Below are 22,299 nucleotides of genomic sequence, written 5' to 3' on the forward strand. Positions count from 1 at the left end.
ATTAGAATTGTTTTAAGAACCTTAGATTTCCGGAATGCAAATAACGGATATCATGGATCCCGTATCTCATCATGACCAGACGATCCAGTCCTAGTCCGAACGCGAATCCGGTCCATTCTTTCGGATCTAATCCGTTCAGCTTGAATACGTTCGGATGAACGAGTCCGCAAGGCATCAGCTCTAGCCAACCGGAATGTTTGCACACGGAGCATCCGCTTCCACCACAGACCTGGCAATTGATATCTAGTTCGAAGGCAGGCTCTACGAAAGGAAAGAATCCCGGACGAAGACGGGTCTTGACTTCTTTTTCAAAAACTTTGGAGAGTAGGACTTCCATAGTATAAAGCATATTTCCTGCGGAGATATCCTTACCTACTACCATTCCTTCTATCTGATAGAAGCTTGTCTCATGAGAGGCGTCCACTTCTTCATAACGAAAGACACGGCCGGGGCCTATGATCTTAAAAGGAGGTTTCAGTTTTCTTAATGCTCTTACTTGGATGGCGGATGTATGAGTCCTAAGTAGATTTCCGTCTTCGAGATAGAAAGTATCCTGCATATCTCTTGCTGGATGATCGTCGGTAAAATTCAAGGCGCCGAAATTATTGAAGTCTGTCTCTACTTCAGGCCCATCCCAGACCTCGAAGCCCATAGAGGTAAAGATATCCTCTATTTCATATTGTATTTTTGTAATAGGATGAAGAGTGCCGGGTTCTGCCTCGCCCAAGGGCCTAAGCACATCGAACCATTCCTTTTCGGATTGTTCTTTGAAGCTTTTTACTTTCAGATTTTCCCTAGTCTTAGCTACGATCTCCTCTAAGTTTCGGGAAAGATCGTTTGCCTTCTGGCCCACGGTCTTCTTCTCCTCAATGGAAAGAGACGCGAGGTTTTTCAGAACGGAAGTAAGCTTGCCCTTCTTGCCAAGATACTCGTTCTTGTTCTTATCCAGATCCGCCTCGTCTGCGGAAGATCCGATCAGACGATTGGCTTCTTCAAAGATCTTGTCTAATTCTTCCGATAGATTCATTTCCTGGACCCGACCAATTCCTTTAAGGAAGGATAAATACCGCCGAATGCCCCATTGGACATCGCCAAGATCAGGATTTTATCCTTCTCGAATTGGGGAAGGATTTTCTTAAGTCGATTCACCAGATCTTTAGGATCCTTGCAATAAAAAGGAAGCGTTCCCGAATGCTTTGGAAGCTTCAGGATCAGCTTTTTCACATCCAAGCGATTGTCTTTAGAGACCTTTTTCAGATTGAAGATCTCGGTGATCATTGTCACTGCCGAACCCTTGAATGCGAAGGAGTATTCTTTTTGGAAAACATTCCTGTGAGAAGTAGCGCTACGAGGTTCGAATAAACTAATGATCTTAAAGCCTGGGAATCTTTGTTTCACGGATTTGATCGTTTCTTCTACCGCCACAGGATGATGAGCGAAGTCCTCTATCAAAATACTTTTAGAAGACTCGAAGAGTATCTCCTGCCTTCTCTTGACTCCTGCAAATGTTTCCAATGCGTCTAAGAGTTTCTCTTTCGCATTCGGGATATTTTCCTTCTTTAGGATATCCTCGCAGACTCGGAGTGCGACTTCTGCATTTCTATAATTATGATTCCCGAAGAATCTAGGACGAAGCACCCTAGATCCCGAGAATAGATCACCCTTCTTCCAAGCAAGCTTGGAATCTTTTCTATTGAATTCAAAGGCCTCGGATTTCACGAACTTGGAGGCTTCTGCACAAATACGTTTTAAATTCGCAGCTCCGGACCAGTAATAAACCTTTCCGTTCCCGGGAACCAATCGGAGTAAACGGGAGAACATCGTCTCTATCTCGCCTATGTCCTTGAAGATATCCGCATGATCAAAATCTAATGCATTCAGGACCGCATATGTCGGACGATAATGCAGGAACTTAGATGCTTTATCGAAGAATGCAGTATCGTACTCGTCCCCTTCGATCACGAAGTATTTTCCATCCGTGAATTCAAATCCCGGGAATCCATCCTTTCTGATCCCACCCACAAAGAGACCCGGCTTTAGTCCTACTTCTTTCAGAAGATGATGGATCATAAATGTGGTCGTAGTCTTTCCGTGAGTTCCCGCTACTACTACAACCTTTTTGCCTGCGAGAATGTATTTCTCCAGAGCGGAAGACATGGACGCATATTCCAAACCGGAATTCAGTACTTCTTCGACTTCGGGATTTCCTCTGGAGATCGCATTGCCGATCACGATTAGATCTTTACCTTTGACTCTCTCCGCATCGAATCCTTCTGCATAAGGAATTCCCCACTCTTTCAACTTGTCGGACATGGGAGGATATACCCCCGCATCGGAGCCAGAAACCTCATGTCCCAGGCTTCTCAGCATAGAAGCTAAATTCCCCATGGCGATCCCGCCAATTCCGACAAGGTGGATTTTCAATTTAATATGGTCCTTATGATATTATAAACGAAAGTGAATACTAAAGAAATACTTAATAGATACGCCATTCCCACTAAGAAAAACAGGAGTGTCTCTTTGGAATCGACACCGCTGACCCGTTTCATTCCTACAAAACAAAGGTAGATCGAGTATAGGAAAGAGATCCCGATCAATCCGAGATTCAACGGACCAGGTAGGATCCAAAAAATCGCAGATGCGGAGAAGGGCAAGAATGCAACCGTCAATACATCTGCCGGAGGATAGCTTTCTCCTTTGACCCGATCTACTTTCTTATAGAACACTCTTAATACATCTAGTTGAGATACTACTAGGAGAACGACAGGATACAATAGGATAGAAGTAAAGACCCCGGAAAAAAGAGAAAACTCCACTTCGTCTGAAAAGAGCCAATCCAAAATGATCTTGAGCACATTCCCGGAGATCTTGGAGATAGGAGCAAGCGCCCAAAGTGCATAATGTAAACGTAATAGTTCTTTTCTTCCTAATAAGGAATCCCTTAAATACAGATCGAAGGCTTCCTGTGGAGCCTTGAATATCTTTTCCAATAAGGATAATTTGGATTTTTCCGTTTCCGTAAGCGGGTTCTGTGAATTGATGAGTATCATTGTTTCCTAGGAGCCGCTTTCTTCGGATTCTTTTTGGCAGGCTTCACTATTTGTTTAGCATCTTGGATCTTAGAAACCGCATGTTGGATCTTTAAAAGACTTTCTTCTACGATATAGAAAGGAGGCTCCTTAAAGCTTCCGTTCACAATTCGGACCACAGGGCTCAGTTTCTTTTCTCCGATCGTGGTTGGCATATGAAAACGGTATATGATCTCATTCCCGTCGGAAAGCAAAACCTTCAGGCTGGCTAAGGAGAATTCATTTTTATTCGAATCCGGAGCAAGAATAGTTCCCACACCGAAACCGGCTCCGTCCGCAGAATCCGGAAAAAGTTCGACTTTTAGACTGGTTACGGATCTGTACAATTCTTCTCCCAATCTTGGATCGATCAGGATGACTGCGCCGGAAAGCCTGCGCCAGAAGTTCTTTTTAATGTTCTTCTCTTCATAAGGAGTGTTGTCCACTCTGATGGATTTTCCGCTCTCATCTATGTATGAAATTTCTTTAATATACTCTTTATTTAGGCTCAGCAACGCCTTGAGCCTAAAATCGTCCGGACCTTTCTGGAATCTGTCGAATAGATAAGAGGAAACGGTCAACAAAACGGGAGAAGTCCCCGCATCTAATACGATCCGAGTAGAATTGGAGAAATGTTTCCTTCCGATCCGCAAAGTCCTGGATTGATTTCCGGAATAGATCACCAACTTCGGGGAATCTTCTCCCACATATAAGGAATCTTTAATAGAAATTCCTTGAGCTACAGGCTCTGTGCTTTTTACTCTAAAGACCCCGAAATCCCGGATGGTATTCTCCGAATTGTATCCACCTTCGAACTGGATATTCTTTCCCGTCTCCTGGTCCAGATTGGAAACTACAAAGAATTTTCCTCCTTTTCGGATCCCATCTTGGACCGAAATAGTAAAAGGCTTATTGAAGAATTTCTCATCCGTTTTCTCCAACCATTCTGAGCTGGGAGGAAAATACTCGACCCTATCGATCGGAAATTTCCAATACTGGATCTCGTTCACATCTTCCTTGTTCTCTTCAATCAAGAAGAAGGCTAGGAAAAGAAGAACTGCCGCGCCAGCGAGAAGATAAAGTTTATTTCTCATCTGATTCCCCGACCCTTCTTCTTCGCACCACATAGATGGATCCAAGTCCGGCGATCAGCCCCGGAAAGAGAAACATTCCTAAGATCCAAACCGCACGTTTCTGTCCGTCCGTTAAGGAAACGGTCTCAATTTCTTCTTTCTTAGGAGGGATCGCAGGTAGGCTGACGTCTTGGTACATCCAGGTAGAAGCCGCTCCCGCTAACTCATAGTTGGCGGCATAGGGAAGATACTGGTCCGTGATCCAGGAAGTTCCCGAGAAGATAACGGCCCTACCTTCTTCTTCCGATCTTGTTTCCGGAATAGAAGGAGCCTCATTTGCATCTTTGCTCTCTGCCGGAGGAAGTCCGATTTGGCTTGCGGATCTGAGAACTAAGGCAATCGGAACATTCTTCTTATCGTCGCCTGCGTCTTGTTTCCCATTTGAATTCGCATCTAAATAGGAGTCTCCGCCGGTTTCCAAAAGAATATAGGAATCCAGATCCTTCGCTTGCGGATCTTTAGGAGCCTTGGGTTCGAAATATCCGCCATATGGGAAAACGACTCCATTATCTTTCTTTGATAGAGATTCTTCGATCGCATGCTTGCGGAAAGATTTAGCTATCACGAGCCCGGGTTGGGAAGGGATCTGAGAGAGAGTCGCCTTTACGAAGGCATAACCGGCGCCTTCCAGTAGCCAGTCGAAGTTCTCTCCTCCTTTCTGCTCGATCGTGATCAGGAGCTTACCCTTCTTCTTTTTACAGAATTCTAATATAGCCGCGCGAGCTTCCGGGCCAAACGGAACGGTAGGGCCCGCAATCACTAGGAATTCTGCATCGTCCGGGATCTTAGGCGGCCAGTTGTTTTGGAATCCGAGCCCTTCTACCTTGAAATTCAAAAAGGAGAGTCCCGCAGTCAAACGGGTCAGCTTTTCATTGGGAAGATTTTGGAAGACCTGAGAGTAACGTTCTCCGTTTGATTGAGTGAAATAGACTTTTCTTTCTTTGGTAGTTATATTCGTGAACGCTTGTACCAATTTTCTTTCCAAGTCTTCCAACTCGGACTTATCTTTCACACTTACTTTTTGTTCCGGATAAGGACCCTTTGTACTTCCACTCTTACGATAACGAAGAAGTATATTTCCGTTAGAGACCTGTCCGAAATCTGCGAGTTCATCCAGTTCCACATCCGCATTGATGAACTTCACCTTAAATCCCGGATGAATAGAACCCAATTGACCGAGTAAGATCTCCAGATCGGGACGTATTCTTCGGAGAGCAAGAGCGGCAGATTTATCAGAGCTAGGAGCGTTCTCCAAGGGCCTAGGATAGAATGCGACTACGTCCACTTCTCCGCCATCGGGGATCTGTTTCAGAATCTTTTTTGCCTCGGGAGAAAAGGAAAAGACTCCCTGAGAGCTGAGATCGAAATTTCGGTTACGTATTACAGAAATATAATTTGCGACGATCAAAAGAAGAAGAAGGATCCCTGTTCCCAGAAAGAAATCCCTGACTAGGCTTTGCTTTCTTCCCTTCAAACTGGATTGGCTCTCGAAACTGCTTCTTTCCCATTCTCTTAAGATCCCTAGAAATACGCTTCCTAAAACGGAAAGTACCAAGAATACCAAGAGAACTTCTCTCAGACTGTCTACCCATACAGGAGAAGTCCCCGCTTTCTGCAGGGTCAGATCTTCCAGATAGATCCTTAAGAAATAGATCCCAAGCGCAAAGACTCCCAAACCGGAAGAGATAAGAAGATTCGTCTCCTTCTCCCCTTTCTTAAATCCCAGATAAGACAAGGCTCCGGAAGAAAATATCGTGATCAGAACAACTAGAGAAAGTAACCAACGTACTCCAGAACTGCTGAACGAATCATAGATCGGGAAAAAGAGTAATAGAAATGCAATGGATGCCCAAGAAAGGATCCTATGAGTTAGTTGATTCTTCATCCTCTCCATCTCCTAGATTCCAAAACTTTTACGGTCAGATATAAGAAGAAAATCGTTCCGCTGATAAAGAACACTATACTGTTCAATGGTAAAACGCCTTTCGAGAAACTGATAAAGTGGGAGAATATGTGTAAGTGAAACAAGACCTTACGGGTTACCGCATCGAATAAATGGGAGAAGTATCCGATCACCCAAAGGGTAAGTAAGATCGAAATGGAGATGAGCATTGAGATCATCTGGTTCTTTCCTAAACTGGAACCGAACAAGCCGACTGCAAAGGTAAATAACCCAAGCAAGAATACTCCGATTGTCCCGGAGGCAACGATATAGAAGGGAGCCTTCCAGAAGAAGTACAAGAACACAGGAAAGAGCCCGTCCACTACGACAGAAACAATGGCACAAACAAATGCTCCGAACAGGAACTTGCCCACTACGATCTCCAGATCGGAGATAGGAGCTGTGAACAGGAACTCTAAGGTCCCTCTATTCCTTTCTTCCGTGATAGAACCCATTGCTACGATTAACATCGCGATCAACATGGTGCTCATGAAAGATACAAATGTGATTACGGTTGTTTCAGTATAATTCGTTCCGGAGTTGAAATTCAAGATCAGGACGAATAATGAATTTAAGAAGGCAGTTCCTCCTAAAACCAAAGGAGCCAAGTATGTTCCGAAGAAAACTCGGACTTCTTTCCAAAAGATCCATTTAATATTTCGAAACATTCGATTAAACCTTGTTCATGAAGATTTGTTCTAAGGTCACATCCTGTTTGCGGATGAATTCAGGAAGGATACCGGAAGAAGAGATCCCGGAATATAATTCTTCTTTGAACTTTCTCTCGGAAGAAGTGTTGATTAGGAATGTGGAACCGGTTGCATCCTCACTCACAAACCGAAGAGTAGCCCCCGACTTACTTGCGATTCCATTCAAATAGGTTTCCGTTTCCGATCTGGATTTTCCGGAAAGAGTAACTTCTAATCCCGAAAGGTTTTCCATCTCCTTCTCCAATTCTTGGCGATCGCATTGGTAAACGATCCTTCCCTTATGAAGGAATAGGAATCGATTGCAGGTCTTGTATACTTCCGGAAGAATATGGCTCGAAAGAAGAATGGTATGATGCTCTCTCAGGCTTCCGATTAGGTTCCGGATCTCAACGATCTGTTTCGGATCCAATCCGGAGATAGGCTCGTCCATGATGATAATTTCAGGATTTCCTAATATAGCCTGAGCGATCCCGACTCTTTTTCTGAATCCTAAGGAAAGAGTCTCGATCACCTTATCCTTTACGGAACCTAGATCGGTGAGTCCGATCACTCGATCCAACTCCGATCCGAGATCTTCTTCTGCCACTTGCTTGATCCTTGCTGCAAAGGTGAGATACTCACTCACCGTAAGTTCCGCATAGAGAGGAGGAGTTTCCGGCAAGTAGCCGATCTTCTTTTTCACTTCCAGAGGATGTTCAAAGGTATTTAATCCGTTTAACTCGCATAACCCGTCGGTGGCCATGAGATAACCGGTGAGTATTCGGATCGTCGTAGTCTTGCCTGCTCCGTTCAATCCGAGAAGTCCTACGATCTCTCCCTCTTTGAGTTCGAAATTGAGACGATCAATCGCCAATTTCCTTCCGTAGAATTTGGAAAGGTTCCTTACTTTTATCATACTGCTTCTTGTCCCGATAAACCGGGGATTGGGGATATTTCTAATTAGAAGGGTTTTGGAAAGAATAAGCTCATGCGGTCCCGAAAGGGTCAATCATTTTCCCGCAAAAGACCGGAGATGCACTCTTTGCCCATTCTCAAACGAGGAGCTTTTGCATTCTAATGTAACACTCGTTCTTTATGAACGCCATTTACCGGCTAAAAGGTCGATAAAAAAGAATTGCGAGCCCAAGGCTTTAAAGAAAAGCATCTTCTAACGACTTAAACAAGGCATTGTATGACAGTGGCAAACTTTTTAAACGAAGCAAAAGCTCAGGGCAATAAACTATTTTTGCAATTCGGCGGTCAGGGATCTCCATGGCTGAAAGAACTCGCAAAAATTTACGAATCAGAACCTTCTCTAAAAGAATTATTTGATACTGCCTTCAACGCTTTGAAAGAAGAACTTCCGTCTTTGGACAAGAGCATTATCTCCCAAGGATATGATTTCGAAGCTTGGCTCAAAAATCCAGAATCCGCTCCGGATGAAAATTATCTGAGCAGCGCTACGGTTTCCATCGTCGGGATCTTCCTTACTCAGACAGCAAATTACGTCTCTTTAACTCATAAAGGCTTTCCTACTTCCGAACTGATCGCCAACTCGATCGGAGCTTCCGGCCATAGCCAAGGTATCGTTCCGGCAGTCCTGGTTTCCTTGGGAAAAGAAGGCGCAGATTTCTATAAGGAATATGCAAAATTCATAAAATTCATCCTTTATTTAGGCTACAGAGCTCAACAACTCTACGGTATTTTCAATCCTTCCGAAGAAGTCCTGAAAGGGAACGAGGAGATCGGAGACAAACAACCCGCTCCAATGGTTGCAGTTATCGGTTATACAGCAGCGGAACTTTCCGAAAGAGTAGCGAAGACAAACTCTGAACTTGGATTGTCCGGAGACAAGGCGATCTATGTTTCTCTTTTCAATACTCCTGATTCCAATATCGTATCCGGAAATCCGGAAGCTCTTCTTGCTCTCCGTAAGAAATTCAAAGCGGAGATGGATGATAAGAAAGTAAAATTCGTATATCTCAAAACCACCGCACCTTTCCATTGCCCGATCATGGACGCTACCGAGCAAACCGTTCCGAAAGATATGGAAAGGATCGGATTCAGCTACAAGGGTTCCGATCTGAAAATCCCTGTTTATTCTATCTTCGACGGAAGGAATTATCAGAACGAAGCAGACGTTAGCCTTCCATTGTTCAGAGAAGTACTGATCAAGGCATTGCATTGGAAAGAAGCAACATCTGCCTTCGTGAACACTCCCAAAGTAGTAGGTATAGATTTCGGACCGAGCGTAGTTTCTCAGAAACTCACTCAGGCAAACCTGGGAACTTCCGAAAACAAGATCTACAGCACTTCCAGTCCGAAAGACATCAAAGTCCTTTTGGCATAAGTAAGATAGGCTCGGATCTATCCGAGCTCAAAAAGAGAAAGGCTTCCGCTATGGATTCGGTTCAAAAATTCCTAAGAACCACTGTCCGGCGGCTGCCTTTTCTTTTTCCGGAACATCTCCGGCAAAAATTACTCTTCGAAGTACTCGCTCCCTATCGAGAAAAAGAACTCCCCTTCTTAGGCAAATCCGCATTCCAAACGGGACAGCATTGCGAATTGCAATTATGGAAGTCCGTAAAGGAACCTTCTTCCGATCCTGACTTCTCAAATCAGTATATCTCTCACAAGCAGAAATCCTTATTAAGAGAGATCGCTAACAGACTCTATCCGAAAGCGAAGCATGCAGGTTATAAAGATTCGGTCACTCGGGAAATGTTATCCCAAGGACTTCCTGTTAGAGGCGCCTGCATTCGAACTGAGTTCTTTGATGTAAGGGCGGACTTCATCTTGCCCGCCGACGGAGGCTGGGAAGTAATCACAGTCAAGGCTTCTTCTTCCGCCAAGAGATCTCATGTATCCGAACTTTCTTTTATTCGAATGGTTCTAGAAGAAGCCGGATTCAAAGTAAGTAAGACCGCATATCTCATCATCAACTCAGGTTATCATTTTGTAGAAGGAGAAGTCGATCCGAATCGTCTCTTTCATCGCAAGGATTGTAGTGTAGAGACGGAGGCTTCTTTAGTACAAACGAAAGAGAAAGCGTACCGTCTTTTGGAGATATTGGAAAGGGAGAAATTCCCTTCTAGATCTTCCGTGAAACATTGCGATCATCCTAGAAGCTGTTTCTTCCCGAATGCATGTTATGCGGAAGATCCTCCGGGAGATCTATTCACTCTCAGAGAGGGAAAAGATATCACGTACCAACTCTGGAACCAAGGGATCCGAAATCTGTCAGATGCAGAGATCAATAAGGACTTCACAACAAGGCAAAAGATCCAGATCGAAGCTGTCAAAAGCGGAAAGGAATATATAAACTCGGAAGCCTTGGTCGCATTCTTAAACAGATTAAAATTCCCATTATACTTCCTTGACTTTGAAACGATCAACCCTCCGGTCCCAGTCTATTCCAGGACCAATCCGTTCCAGCACGTTCCCTTCTTATATTCACTACATGTACTTCAAGAAAATCTAATAGAAGAACCGAAAGAATACCATTACTTGGACGACAACAAGAAAGATCCTAGGCTTGGAATACTGGAATCCCTTTCTTCTCAGATCCAACCAGGCGGAACTGTGATCGCTTTCAATGATAACTTCGAAAAGAGATGCTTGAAAGAATCCACCGATACATATCCGGAATATAAGAAATGGTTCCAATCTATAGAACCCGATTTCATGGATCTGGCAAAGCCGTTTTGGGATTACGACTATTATCATCCGGACCAAAAAGGGACCACCTCTCTTAAGACTGTTCTTCCCGTTCTAACAGGGGTGGATTATAAGGATCTGTCCATACATGCCGGTCATACTGCAAATGCGGAATTCCTTAGGATCAAAACGGAGCCGGTTCTCCCTGAAGAAAGGGCCAAGGTCGAAGCGGACCTGATCGCTTATTGCAAGATGGATACATTTGCTTTGGTTTTGGTCCTGAGAAAGTTAGCGGAGAAGTTGGATTGGCGTCCGAAATAAGAAGTAACAAGAGAGCAATGGAATGCATGTAGGAATTCCTACCAAAATCCGACTTGTCGGGAGGGGTCCTGAGATTTCCCTATCCTTAGAATGGCGACTCAAAAGAGCATAAAGAAAATCGTATTAGCATATTCCGGGGGATTAGATACCTCCGTAATTCTCACTTGGTTAAAAGAGACATACGGCTGCGAAGTAGTCGCGTTTACAGCGGACGTGGGCCAAAAAGAAGAGCTTACTGGCCTAGAAGAAAAAGGCATTAAGACCGGAGCTTCCAAAGTTTATATTGAAGACCTTCGTCTGGAGTTCGCCAGAGACTTTATTTATCCCGCTATCCAAGGCAATGCAATCTATGAAATGAGATACTTGCTCGGCACTTCTCTCGCAAGACCTTTGATCGCAAAAGCGATGGTTGAAGTCGGCAAGAAAGAAGGAGCCGATGCATTTGCACATGGTGCCACCGGAAAAGGAAACGACCAAGTTCGATTCGAGTTGGCCTTCAAGTCCTTGGCTCCTGAAAAAGAGATCATCGCCCCTTGGAGAACCTGGACCTTCGGCGGAAGAGCGGACCTGATCGAGTATGCAAAATCGAAAGGGATCCCAGTTCCCGTTACCGCTTCCAAGCCTTACTCCATGGACAGGAATTTAATGCATATCTCTTACGAGGGTGGAATTTTAGAAGATCCTTATAGAGAACCGAACGAGGACATGTTCTTACTCACTGTTTCTCCGGAGAAGGCACCGGACTCTCCCGAATATCTGGAACTGGATTTCCATGAAGGGAATTGTGTGGCAGTCAACGGAAAAAAACTCAATCCGTACGAAGTGGTAGATACATTAAATACAATCGGCGGAAAACACGGGATCGGAAGAGTCGATATCGTAGAGAACCGATTGGTCGGCATCAAGTCCAGAGGAGTGTACGAAACTCCGGGTGGCACCATCCTATTTCACGCGCACAGAGATCTGGAATCCATCACGATCGATAGGGACACGCAACATCATAAGGATAAACTCTCTGCAGAGTTCGCGGAATTGATATATAACGGTCATTGGTTCTCCCCTAGAATGGCTGCGGTCCGAGCATTCATTTCCGAGACCCAAAGATATGTCACTGGTACAGTAAAGGTAAAACTATATAAAGGAAACTGCATAGTCGTAGGTAGAAAATCCCAGGTTTCCCTTTATAATCCGGAAATGGCGACTTTCGAAAAAGAAGAGCTCTATAACCAGAAAGACGCAGAAGGATTCATTAATCTTTACGGGCTTCCAGCCAAAGAAGCGGCGAGGTTACGAAAAAAATGACAAAGCTTGCAGTATACCCTGGATCCTTTGATCCGTTGACAAGAGGACATTTGGATATTCTCCAAAGGTCTCTCGGACTTTTTGACAAGGTCATCATCGGAGTCGCAGTGAATTCGAATAAGGCGCTTCTCTTCTCTATCGAGGAAAGGATCGAGTTTATTCGCGAAGCGACAAAAGGATGGACCAATCTGGAGATAGATACCTTCGAAGGATTGACCGTGGATTACTGCAAGAAGAGAGGAGCGAAGAGCATCATTCGAGGATTGAGAGCGGTTACCGACTTCGATTACGAATATGCAATTTCCCTAATGAATCGCAAACTCGCGCCCGAAGTGGAAACCATCTTTCTGATGTCTTCCAATGACTACTCTTTCGTTTCTTCCACAATCGTAAAAGAAGTGGCTCGTCACGGAAGGGATGTATCGGCTCAAGTCCCTGAGCATGTAAGCAAGGCTTTATTGAACAAATTATCCAAAGGCAAATAAGGAAAACAAATGGCTAGAACATTTATCATGATCAAACCCGACGGAGTTAAAAACAAACATGTCGGTGATATTCTACAAAGGATCGAAAAAGAAGGATTCAAGATCTTAGGACTTAAATATCTCAAACTTTCTTTAGAAGACGCAAAACAATTCTATAAAGTGCATTCCGCTCGTCCTTTCTACAACGACCTTTGCAGCTATATGTCTTCCGGACCTATCGTTGCTGCGGCTTTGGAAAGAGACAATGCAGTTCAGCATTGGAGAGATGTTATCGGAGCTACCGATCCTAAAGAGGCTGCTGCAGGCACTATTCGTGCCCTCTTTGCGGAAAGCAAAGAAGCAAATGCTGTCCACGGTTCCGATTCTGACGATAACGCAGCATTAGAGATCAGCTTCTTCTTCAAAGGGAACGAACTGTTCTAATAGAACAAACCTTCTCCTTTTAAGGCCCGGGGTACCGAAAGGACTGCCGGGCTTTTTATTATTATCTTATAATATACATCGCCTAACAATCGTTCTTTAAAAGCCCGGGCATCTCAAGCCAAAACAGACAGCTTATATAAGAAGATCGAAGATCGGAAAAAAACTTTCTATATATTAGAAAAAATTCTTGTACTTTTTGGAAATATCTTTCTCAATTTTCCCCACGTAGGCGAAATAAAACCACAGTTTCGGCCGAAGCTAATAATATGAACGCAGTGACCAAAGAGCAAATTATCAAGCACAGTCGTATCATGGGCAAATATAGAAAAGACACCCTATTCGATGGCTCCCCCGATTGGATGGACGATGTTCTGGAAGTGATCTATTCTCAGGATGAATTCCTGGGAGATAAGCCGGATATCGATCTAGATATAGAATAAGGATCCAAAGATCCTTTAGTTCCCTGTTAGGACCCTCGATTCTCTCAATATCTTTGCGATTTCGGGACGACAGCTTCCGCAACCGGTTCCGGCACCAGTGCTTGCACCGATAGCTTGAACAGTATGGATTCCGTTTTGGATTTCCTGTTCTATATTCCCCCTTCCTACTCCATTGCAGGAGCAGACTAATGCTCCTATCGGAGGCTTCAAAGGAGAAGATCCTGACAATAGTCGATCTCTTTTATCTCCTAGCTCAATACCAGAAGAGATCATTCCTTTAAACTCTGCAAATTCCGATTTATCTCCTACAAGAATAGCGCCTACTAATCGGTCTCCCTTTAAGATACACTTCTTATAACGCCCTCTTTTCCTATCTAAGAAAGTGATCTCTTCATACTCGTCAGTAAGTTCGTCCATAGGAGTATCAGGCAAACGAAGAGATACGAGTTCTAATCCGGGTATCTTTAATAGATTCGAATGCATGGACCCGTTATAAGAACCGAACTTATATCCGTAAATATGCCACGCAGCGATCTCGGCTTGCTCTTCGGTCGCTGCTACTGTGCCGTACATCCCGCTAGCATGCTCAGCTACTTCTCCGATCGCATAAATATCCGGGTCGTTGGATTGGAGAAAGCCATTCACTATAACTCCCGACTTACAATGCAGATTCGCGTCCTTTGCCAGTTCAAAGTTAGTCACTGTTCCCATTGCATAAACGATCCCGTCCGGACTGATAACGGATCCGTCCGCAAATTTCACATTCTCCAGTCTCTCGGTACCGGTAACCTTAGAGATTTCCGTATTGAATAAGATACGGATCCCGCGTTTTTCGATCTCTTCCTTCAGTATTTCACCGGCGATCGGATCCAATTGCTTCGACATGAGCCGATCCGTTCTTACGACCACAGTCACTTCTACATTCAAAGATCTTAATGCAGCAGCTAATTCCAGTCCGAGAAGGCCTCCCCCGACGATCAACGCATGGGTATTCGGGACGAAAAATCCTCTGATCCTATCCGCATCATTTTTGGATCTAAGACTAAAGATCCCGATCATTTGCTCGGGAATATATTTGGGGACAGAAGGGCGACTTCCTGTAGCTATGATGAGTTTATTATAAGAATATAAATTACCTTCCGAATCCTTTACTTTTTTTCCTTCCGGAAAGATCTGAGAAACACTCGTCGAGGACTTGACCTCTATATTCCAAGAAGAAATCTCTTCCTCGCCTACTCCGGATAATTGAGAGAAATCTTTCTCACCGCTGATCAAGTCAGGCAAAAGGATACGATTGTAAAAGGGATGTTCTTCTTTGCATAGGATAGTGATCTCATCATCGGGAGAAAGCGCTCTGTATTTTCGTAGAAAGGCCAGGGTCCCATTCCCTCCACCTATAATGACGATCTTTTCCTTTTGCTTTTTGTACGGAGACACTTGCACCGCGGAGATCTTAAAGCCGGGTTGCTTAGAAAGAGGATCGAAGCGAGAACTAGTTAAGTTATTCGCTCTTGATTCGTCGTTGCCATTATTCCTTCCCCAATGCATGGGAAGGAAAACTGTCCCGACTCGGATCGTTTCCGTAAGAGTAGCTTTTACTCGAACGCTTCCTCTTTCATTCTTGATCTCTACGATCTCGCCTTCTGAAATTCCTCTAGCCTGAGCGTCCCCAGGATGGATCTCCAAATACGGTTCTCTTTTATGCTCATTAAGTTTTCGCACCTTTCCCGTGCGAGTCATAGTATGCCATTGGTCCCTGATCCTTCCGGTAGTCAGGATCAAAGGAAATTCGGGACTCGTTCTTTCCGATTGGTCTTGAGGTTCAACGGAATGGAGCTTTGCCTTTCCATTCGGTCGATAGAATTTTCCATCTGCAAATAATCTAGGAGTTCCTCCATGGCCCTTTGAAGGATAAGGCCATTGGACGGATCGTTTCTCCTTTAGAATGGAATAATCCAATCCGCTAATATCAATATTCGTGCCTTGCGTTAGTCTGCAATGTTCGAGAAAGACATCTTCTTCATCCTTGTAATCGAAAGAAGGAGCAAATCCCATCTTCTTAGCAAAGTCCACGATGATCCAGGTATCCGCTTTAGCTTCTCCCGGGGGGTCGAAAACCTTAGGTAGATACGTTATGCGCCTATCTGAATTCGTCATCGTTCCCTGCTTCTCGGACCATCCGGCAGCGGGGAGCACATAATGCGCAAAAGGAATGGATTCATGTCTTGCGGAGATATCCTGAACAACGACTAACTCGGCGTTCCTAAGTCCGGCTTCGACCGTCCTAGCGTCAGGTAAACTTACAGTGGGGTTTGTGCATACGATCCAAACTGCCTTCATCTTGCCTGTGCTAAGATGTTCGAACATTTCAGTCGCGGAATATCCAGGCTTGTCCCGAACGGATTCCACTCCCCAAAAATCGGCAACCTCTCTTCGATGATTTTCGTCGGCAAGATTCCGATGTGCGGGTAAGAGATTGCAAAGGCCGCCTACTTCTCTACCTCCCATTGCATTCGGTTGACCAGTCAAGGAGAAGGGACCGGAACCAGGTTTACCTATCTTGCCGGTAATTAGATTCAAATTTATTAATGCTAGATTTTTATTTACACCTACAACGCTCTGGTTCAATCCCATCGCCCAAAGAGTAAGAAATCCTTTGGCATTAGAGATCATGCTTGCAGCGGATTCTATTTTATCGATAGGCACTCCACATACATCCGAGTATTCCTGCATCGTATTTAGAAATACGTTTTCTTTCAGCTCTTCAAAACCTTCGGTATGAGCGTCAATAAAAGGAATATCGACGGAGTCTGTCTCTATCAACCTCCTAGCGATCGCATTGAACAAAGCGATATCCGTTCCGGGAATGATCTGAAGATGCAGATCCGCATCTTCACAACTTTCTGTTCTTCTAGGATCGACTACGATCAGCTTTACGTTCCGATCCGAATTCCTTCTGGCCTCAATTCTTCTAAATAGGATAGGATGACACCAAGCCGGATTTGCACCTGCGATTAAAAAGCAATCCGCAAGTTCTATATCTTCATACGAGATAGGAACACTGTCCTCACCCAGAGACATTTTATATCCGACTACCGCAGAACTCATGCATAGTCTTGAATTCGTATCTATATTATTTGTTCCGAGAAAACCTTTGGTAAGTTTATTTACCACGTAATATTCTTCGGTAAGTAGCTGACCCGAAACATAAAAGCCCACCGAGTCCGGACCATGATCTCGGATCAACTGTTGGAAGCGTATGGCAATCTCGTTAAGTGCCTTGTCCCAGTTTGTTCTCTCTAACTGTCCTGTTTTAGAATTTCTTGATAAAGGATAATGAATGCGATCGCTTCGATCCATCACCGTGTGATGCAGATTCATTCCCTTGGAACAAAGCATCCCTTTATTTGCAGGATGGTTCGGATCACCTTCTACCTTAAAAGAGTTCGGGCTCTCCTTATGGATCAATATGCCACAGCCGACCCCACAATAAGAACAGGTGGTAGCAAAACTGTTTGTTAGATCCACCTAGAAAGGTTAGCAATTAACGTACCAGTAAGTTCGATTTTACCGGATCTTCTTAAAACCGGGAGTATGGATCCTAAAACGAGTACAGTGCCTAGCTAATAAAATAGTAAAATGATTAATATCATGTTCATTTTCTATACTGTACGTCAAAAATCTGCCCAATTTCTAGGAAAATTATCCCCTTTTTTAGAACAAACAGTATTAAACAGCCTCAAAATATAAGTAGAATCCGTTCCGCCCGATCCTGTTTTGAACCCAAAGGAAAGAGTGAACTACTCGTTTTAGTAATATTGTAACTGCTCTGGCACGTATTTTGCTAATTCAATGAGGAGAGCAATTATCGAGCTCCGTTGGAGACTTATTTAAATGAAAAAATTCAGAGAGTTCCTTGCGGTTGGGCATTTTCCATCCCTTCTCAGTTCCTTTCTATATTTCGATTTCAGTTTTATGGTTTGGATGCTTCTTGCTGCATTGAGTGTCTTTATCACAGAAGAATTCAAATTAGGGCCCGCGCAAAAAGGAATGTTGGTTTCCATTCCTTTATTAGGAGGGACCCTACTCCGGATCCCTCTAGGATTACTCTCCGATAGATTCGGATCCAAGATTGTCGGCTTATGCGGAATGGGCGTGACCATGATCACCTTGGTTCTCGGTTGGCAATTTGCAAACACACTGCCCTTGGTTTTTTTGATCGGCCTTCTTTTAGGAACGGCAGGTGCAAGTTTCGCAGTCGCCCTTCCTCTTGCAAGTAGATGGTACCCAAAAGAATATCAAGGTTTAGTAATGGGAATTGCGGGAGCAGGAAATAGCGGCTCCGTATTGGCAACACTCTTTGCTCCAGACCTTGCTAGATCTTTCGGCTGGCATTTCGTATTTGCGCTGGCTTTGATCCCGATGAGCTTTGCCTTTGTCTTCTTTCTTACATTCGCAAAGGATTGCCCAGGAACTGCATCAAAAAAACCTTTATTACAATATCTTGCACCGATCCAGTCTAGGGATGCTCTTCTTTTCTGTCTTCTCTACAGCGTAACATTTGGAGGATTCGTAGGTCTGACCAGTTTCCTTCCTATCTTCTTTCACGATCAATACTATGTAGATAAGGTAACGACCGGATTGTATACTTCTTATTGTATCTTCGGGGCAAGCTTAGTGCGACCAGTCGGAGGTTATTTGGCCGACCGATTCGGAGGGGTTCCGATCCTTCTTATGGTATTCGCGGGAGTCGCTACTTGCTTGATAGGGATCTCTTGGCTCCCATCGATAGCATTCATTCTACCGATCTTTATAGTCCTCATGGTTTTCTTAGGAATAGGAAACGGTTCCGTCTTTCAATTGGTGCCGATGAGGTTCCGTAAAGAGATCGGTATCATTACAGGATTCATCGGAGCCTTCGGTGGTCTTGGCGGATTCCTTGTCCCAAATCTTTTGGGAGGTATGAAGGCAGTCTCCGGAAGCTTCTCCTTCGGGTTCGTCGTTTTGGCAATAGTCGTAACGATTGCGGCACTTCTTCTTTTCATAATGAACACTTTCGTCTGGGAGAAGGCGGAAACTTCAGGAGCGCTGGAATTAGAATCAGCTTAGTCGCATTACTGTTCACTGTATAAAGGATATATAAAATGAAACGGAAGTTAGTCGTAATTGGAAATGGTATGGTGGGTCACCGATTCGCAGAGAAGATCGTGGAATTCGGCGGCACTGAAAAATTCGAGATCACAGTTTTAGGCGAAGAACCTAGAAGAGCTTATGATAGAGTACATCTATCCGAGTATTTTACGAACCGCTCGGTAGATTCCCTCTATTTATCCGGCTCCGACTGGTACAGGACAAATGGGGTCCGACTCCTCTTATCTCAACCTGCAATCTCCTTAGATATCGTAGCTAGGAAGATCGTCACATCCGCGGGAACTGAGCTTGAGTTTGACGAATTGGTTATTGCAACAGGATCTTCTCCGTTTATCCCGAGCTTTGAAGGCTTGGATAAAGAAGGAGTCTTTGTCTATAGAACGATAGAAGACCTAGAGAAGATGATGAGCTATGCGAAAGGTATTTCTAAAGTCGCCGTTCTAGGAGGAGGACTCTTAGGCTTAGAAGCAGCCAAAGCCGTTTTAGACATGGGAAAAGAAAGCCATGTAGTCGAATTCGCATCCCGACTCATGCCAAGACAATTAGATGAAGCTGCATCCGCCATTTTAAAGTCCAAGATCGAATCCTTAGGGGTTCGGATCCATCTCCAAAAAGAAACGAAGAAAGCCTTAGGAGAATCCTCTTTTGCCGGCTTAGAATTCGTAGACGGTTCCGTTTTGGATGTGGATATGCTCGTGATCTCCGCAGGTATTCGTCCAAGGGACGAATTGGCAAAATCATCCGGCATCGAAGTAGGCCCCAGAGGAGGGATCCAAATAGACGACGAACTCAGGACAAATGTCTACGGAGTATATGCCATCGGTGAGGTCGCACTTCATAAAAATATGATATATGGATTGGTCGCACCAGGTTATGAAATGGCCGAGGTCCTGGCTTATAATCTCTGTAGCCCAGGAAAGTCCAAACAGTATTTAGGTTCGGACCTTTCTACAAAACTCAAATTGATCGGCGTGGATGTAGCTTCTTTTGGAGACGCATTAGGACTGCAAGATCATCTTCCGATCGCGTATACAAATCCGAGGACCGGAGTTTATAAGAAATTAGTCCTTTCTCCCGACGGTAAAAAGCTAAAGGGAGGGATCCTAGTAGGAGATGCGGAAGCGTATTCTAATCTTCTTACATTATATTTAAATAATGTCGATCTTCCTGCGGAACCGGAACGATTGATTGTTGGATCTCCTTCCGAGGAAACTTCTGCACTTGGATCTCTTCCTGATGATGCGAAGATCTGCTCCTGCAATAATGTTTCCAAAGGCGATCTCTTGAACGCGATCCGTTCAGGAGCTTGTTCCGATCTGAGCGGCCTGAAAGATTGTACTAAGGCAGGAACAGGATGTGGAGGCTGTGTTCCTCAAATGAACTCTCTCTTGAAAGAAGAATTGAGAGCGCAAGGAAAGGTTGTCACCGAACATGTTTGCGAGCATTTCAAATATTCAAGACAGGAATTATTCCAGATCGCAAAAGTAAAAGGGATCCAAAGTTTCGAAGAAATGATCCGTTCTCATGGAATGGGGAACGGATGCGAGGTTTGTAAACCTACGGTAGCTTCTATTTTAGCGAGTATCTATAACGAACCTATTCAGAAGTCGAAGCATAGAGAGATCCAAGATACGAACGATAAGTATCTTGCGAATATCCAGCGAGGCGGAACATATTCCGTCGTGCCTCGTATTCCGGGCGGAGAGATCACTCCCGAAAAACTGATCGTGATCGGACAGATCGCAAAGAAGTACGAACTCTATTGCAAGATCACAGGTGGCCAAAGGATCGATCTACTAGGAGCGAGAATGGATCAGCTCCCGGATATTTGGAGAGATCTGGTCGAGGAAGGTTTCGAAAGCGGTCATGCCTACGGAAAAGCAATGAGAACTGTAAAGAGTTGCGTCGGCTCCACTTGGTGTAGATACGGAGTACAAGATAGCACCGCCTTCGCGATTCGCATTGAGGAAAGATATAGAGGTATCAGAGCTCCACATAAACTTAAATCTGCAGTATCCGGTTGCATTAGAGAATGTGCGGAAGCAAGAGGTAAGGACTTCGGGATCATTGCCACTGAGAAAGGTTGGAACCTTTATGTGGGCGGGAACGGAGGAGTGAATCCTAAACATGCTATCCTTTTAGCAGCCGACCTAGACGAAGAGACCTGCGTTAAATACATAGATCGATTCATTATGTTCTATGTTCGAACTGCGGATAAACTTACTCGTACTTCTGCTTGGTTAGAGCAATTGGAAGGTGGGATCGATTATCTGAAAGATGTGATCATTAACGATCGTCTTGGGATCAACAAAGACTTGGAAGCAGAAATGGAATCCCTAGTCGGAAGCTATGTCTGTGAATGGAAAGACGTAGTAGAAGATCCTGAAAAACAAAAGAAGTATAAACATTTTATAAACAGTGGGGATTCCGATCCTACAATTAGCTTTATAAATGAAAGAGGACAAAAACGTCCGATCGACTGGCCAAAAAAAGAAGCAGTCGCGAACTAGGAGATCAACATGAATTCTATTGTAAAAGAACCAGTTTGGATCCCAGTGGGACCTGTTTCCGAATTCTCAGAAGAAGGCGGAGTCTGTGCGCAAGTAGACGGAACTCAGGTCGCTGTTTTCCGTTTCAGCTCTAGGAACGAATGGTTTGCCTGTGAGAATCGATGCCCTCATACAGGGGACATGGTCCTATCCAGAGGAATGATAGGTGATTCAAAGGGTGAGCCAAAGGTGGCATGTCCAATGCACAAGAAATCCTTCTCTCTTCGTACGGGAGAATGCATTAGCGGAGATGAATATTCGATAAAGACGTATCCTATCCATATCGAAGATGGAATGGTCTATATCGGAATTGAAAAACCGTAAGAGGATCTAAAATGAAATCCTCATTGGGAAAGGTATATTTGGTCGGAGCAGGTCCCGGAGATCCGAACCTGCTCACCGTACGTGCCGTAAAATTACTCAGAAAAGCGGACGTGATACTGTACGACGATCTAGTCTCCGCTGAAGTATTGAAATACTGCCGAAGATCCGCAATCTTAGAGTATGTAGGAAAAAGGATCGGACAGCATAGTTGCCAACAAAACGAGATCAACCGTAAACTATCCGAATTTGCACAAGAATATTCTAATATAGTACGGCTCAAGGGAGGAGATCCCTCCATTTACGGAAGAGCCGGAGAAGAGATAGAGCATCTAGCCTCCCTCGGTATAGAATGCGAAATGGTGGCAGGAGTTACCACTGCTTCCGGCGCAGCCTCTAGTCTAGGAATTCCTTTGACTCATAGGGATTACGCCAGAGAGATCCTATTCTTGTCCGGTCATAAGAAAACAGGAAAGAATCCGGAAAGCTTTGAAGACCTGCATTTAGAGGGCAAAACAGCTCTAGTATACATGGGACTAAACAGTTTAGAAAGTATCCGAGAGAACCTGCTTGCTTCCGGAAATTCGGAGTCTACCCCGATCGCCTTTGTGGAGAATGCTACGACTCCCAAACAAAGAGTCGTTGTAGCAACCCTGGGAGATTGCATAGCCAAAGCGGAGGATTTCGATATAAAAACTCCTTCCCTATTGATCCTGGGCGAGATCGTTCGCTTCTATATCGAGCTGGAAAAGATCAAAGAACAGGGAAGGAATCTGATTCTGTCGGATCTGAAATCCTAAAATTTCTGGTAATCTTCC

The 22,299-nt window shown here is 44.4% G+C and carries 18 protein-coding genes; 10 read left to right on the forward strand and 8 right to left on the reverse strand.

Going from position 1 to position 22,299, the window contains the following annotated elements; translation table 11 throughout:
• Window position 1: 1 nt before the first annotated feature.
• The 7 genes from pheS to EHO57_RS11255 are packed head-to-tail and all read right to left on the reverse strand — an operon-like array spanning window position 2 to window position 7,748.
• Window positions 2-1,027, reverse strand: a complete 1,026-nt coding sequence (gene pheS / locus EHO57_RS11225) for a phenylalanine--tRNA ligase subunit alpha (RefSeq protein WP_135644713.1) — start codon at window positions 1,025-1,027, stop codon at window positions 2-4.
• Window positions 1,024-2,424, reverse strand: a complete 1,401-nt coding sequence (locus EHO57_RS11230) for a UDP-N-acetylmuramate--L-alanine ligase (RefSeq protein WP_135644711.1) — start codon at window positions 2,422-2,424, stop codon at window positions 1,024-1,026. Before EHO57_RS11230 ends, pheS begins: the two co-directional genes overlap by 4 nt.
• A complete protein-coding gene (locus EHO57_RS11235) occupies window positions 2,421-3,050 on the reverse strand; it encodes a hypothetical protein (RefSeq protein ID WP_135644709.1) in 630 nt (209 codons plus the stop codon). The genes EHO57_RS11230 and EHO57_RS11235 overlap by 4 nt, the downstream gene beginning before the upstream one ends.
• The gene (locus EHO57_RS11240) at window positions 3,047-4,162 is read right to left on the reverse strand and encodes a DUF4340 domain-containing protein (RefSeq protein ID WP_135644706.1); all 1,116 of its coding nucleotides are present in this window, start codon (window positions 4,160-4,162) and stop codon (window positions 3,047-3,049) included. The genes EHO57_RS11235 and EHO57_RS11240 overlap by 4 nt, the downstream gene beginning before the upstream one ends.
• Window positions 4,152-6,086 carry a motility-associated ABC transporter substrate-binding family protein gene (locus EHO57_RS11245; RefSeq protein ID WP_135644704.1) on the reverse strand — a complete coding sequence of 645 codons (1,935 nt, stop codon included), beginning with the start codon at window positions 6,084-6,086 and terminating at the stop codon, window positions 4,152-4,154. The genes EHO57_RS11240 and EHO57_RS11245 overlap by 11 nt, the downstream gene beginning before the upstream one ends.
• The gene (locus EHO57_RS11250) at window positions 6,083-6,811 is read right to left on the reverse strand and encodes an ABC transporter permease (RefSeq protein ID WP_135644702.1); all 729 of its coding nucleotides are present in this window, start codon (window positions 6,809-6,811) and stop codon (window positions 6,083-6,085) included. The genes EHO57_RS11245 and EHO57_RS11250 overlap by 4 nt, the downstream gene beginning before the upstream one ends.
• 4 nt (window positions 6,812-6,815) lie before the next feature.
• Window positions 6,816-7,748 (reverse strand): ABC transporter ATP-binding protein, encoded by a 933-nt coding sequence (locus EHO57_RS11255; RefSeq protein WP_135644701.1) that lies wholly within the window; start codon window positions 7,746-7,748, stop codon window positions 6,816-6,818.
• A gap of 276 nt (window positions 7,749-8,024) precedes the next feature.
• Between EHO57_RS11255 and EHO57_RS11260 the strand changes: the two genes are divergently transcribed.
• The 6 genes from EHO57_RS11260 (at window position 8,025) to EHO57_RS18810 (ending at window position 13,460) form a co-directional block, all read left to right on the forward strand.
• On the forward strand, window positions 8,025-9,182 hold the full coding sequence (locus tag EHO57_RS11260; RefSeq protein ID WP_135644699.1) for an ACP S-malonyltransferase: 1,158 nt from the start codon (window positions 8,025-8,027) through the stop codon (window positions 9,180-9,182).
• Between the two features lie 50 nt (window positions 9,183-9,232).
• The gene (locus tag EHO57_RS11265) at window positions 9,233-10,810 is read left to right on the forward strand and encodes a DUF2779 domain-containing protein (protein WP_135644697.1); all 1,578 of its coding nucleotides are present in this window, start codon (window positions 9,233-9,235) and stop codon (window positions 10,808-10,810) included.
• 90 nt (window positions 10,811-10,900) lie between these two features.
• Window positions 10,901-12,112, forward strand: a complete 1,212-nt coding sequence (locus EHO57_RS11270) for an argininosuccinate synthase (protein ID WP_135644695.1) — start codon at window positions 10,901-10,903, stop codon at window positions 12,110-12,112.
• Window positions 12,109-12,597, forward strand: coding sequence for a pantetheine-phosphate adenylyltransferase (gene coaD, locus EHO57_RS11275; protein WP_135644693.1), 489 nt, complete (start codon window positions 12,109-12,111; stop codon window positions 12,595-12,597). The genes EHO57_RS11270 and coaD overlap by 4 nt, the downstream gene beginning before the upstream one ends.
• 9 nt (window positions 12,598-12,606) lie before the next feature.
• Window positions 12,607-13,020, forward strand: coding sequence for a nucleoside-diphosphate kinase (locus tag EHO57_RS11280; protein WP_008593886.1), 414 nt, complete (start codon window positions 12,607-12,609; stop codon window positions 13,018-13,020).
• Window positions 13,021-13,286: 266 nt separating this feature from the next.
• Entirely contained in the window at window positions 13,287-13,460 is a 174-nt protein-coding gene (locus EHO57_RS18810; protein ID WP_167882266.1) for a hypothetical protein, read from the forward strand.
• A 15-nt stretch (window positions 13,461-13,475) separates the two neighbouring features.
• Here the strand turns inward: EHO57_RS18810 and EHO57_RS11285 are convergent, their stop codons facing one another.
• Window positions 13,476-16,988 carry a nitrate reductase gene (locus tag EHO57_RS11285; protein ID WP_135644691.1) on the reverse strand — a complete coding sequence of 1,171 codons (3,513 nt, stop codon included), beginning with the start codon at window positions 16,986-16,988 and terminating at the stop codon, window positions 13,476-13,478.
• Window positions 16,989-17,354: 366 nt separating this feature from the next.
• Between EHO57_RS11285 and EHO57_RS11290 the strand changes: the two genes are divergently transcribed.
• From EHO57_RS11290 to cobA, 4 genes are read left to right on the forward strand one after another with little or no spacing between them, the layout of a single operon-like run.
• Window positions 17,355-18,569, forward strand: coding sequence for a nitrate/nitrite transporter (locus EHO57_RS11290; RefSeq protein WP_135644689.1), 1,215 nt, complete (start codon window positions 17,355-17,357; stop codon window positions 18,567-18,569).
• 35 nt (window positions 18,570-18,604) lie between these two features.
• Window positions 18,605-21,121 (forward strand): nitrite reductase large subunit NirB, encoded by a 2,517-nt coding sequence (gene nirB, locus EHO57_RS11295; RefSeq protein ID WP_135644687.1) that lies wholly within the window; start codon window positions 18,605-18,607, stop codon window positions 21,119-21,121.
• A gap of 9 nt (window positions 21,122-21,130) precedes the next feature.
• Complete coding sequence (gene nirD / locus EHO57_RS11300) at window positions 21,131-21,484, forward strand: nitrite reductase small subunit NirD (protein ID WP_135644685.1); 354 nt, start codon at window positions 21,131-21,133, stop codon at window positions 21,482-21,484.
• Window positions 21,485-21,495: 11 nt separating this feature from the next.
• Window positions 21,496-22,281 (forward strand): uroporphyrinogen-III C-methyltransferase, encoded by a 786-nt coding sequence (gene cobA / locus EHO57_RS11305; RefSeq protein WP_135644683.1) that lies wholly within the window; start codon window positions 21,496-21,498, stop codon window positions 22,279-22,281.
• Window positions 22,282-22,299: the final 18 nt, after the last annotated feature.

The organism is Leptospira langatensis, assembly GCF_004770615.1.
Classification (GTDB): domain Bacteria; phylum Spirochaetota; class Leptospiria; order Leptospirales; family Leptospiraceae; genus Leptospira_B; species Leptospira_B langatensis.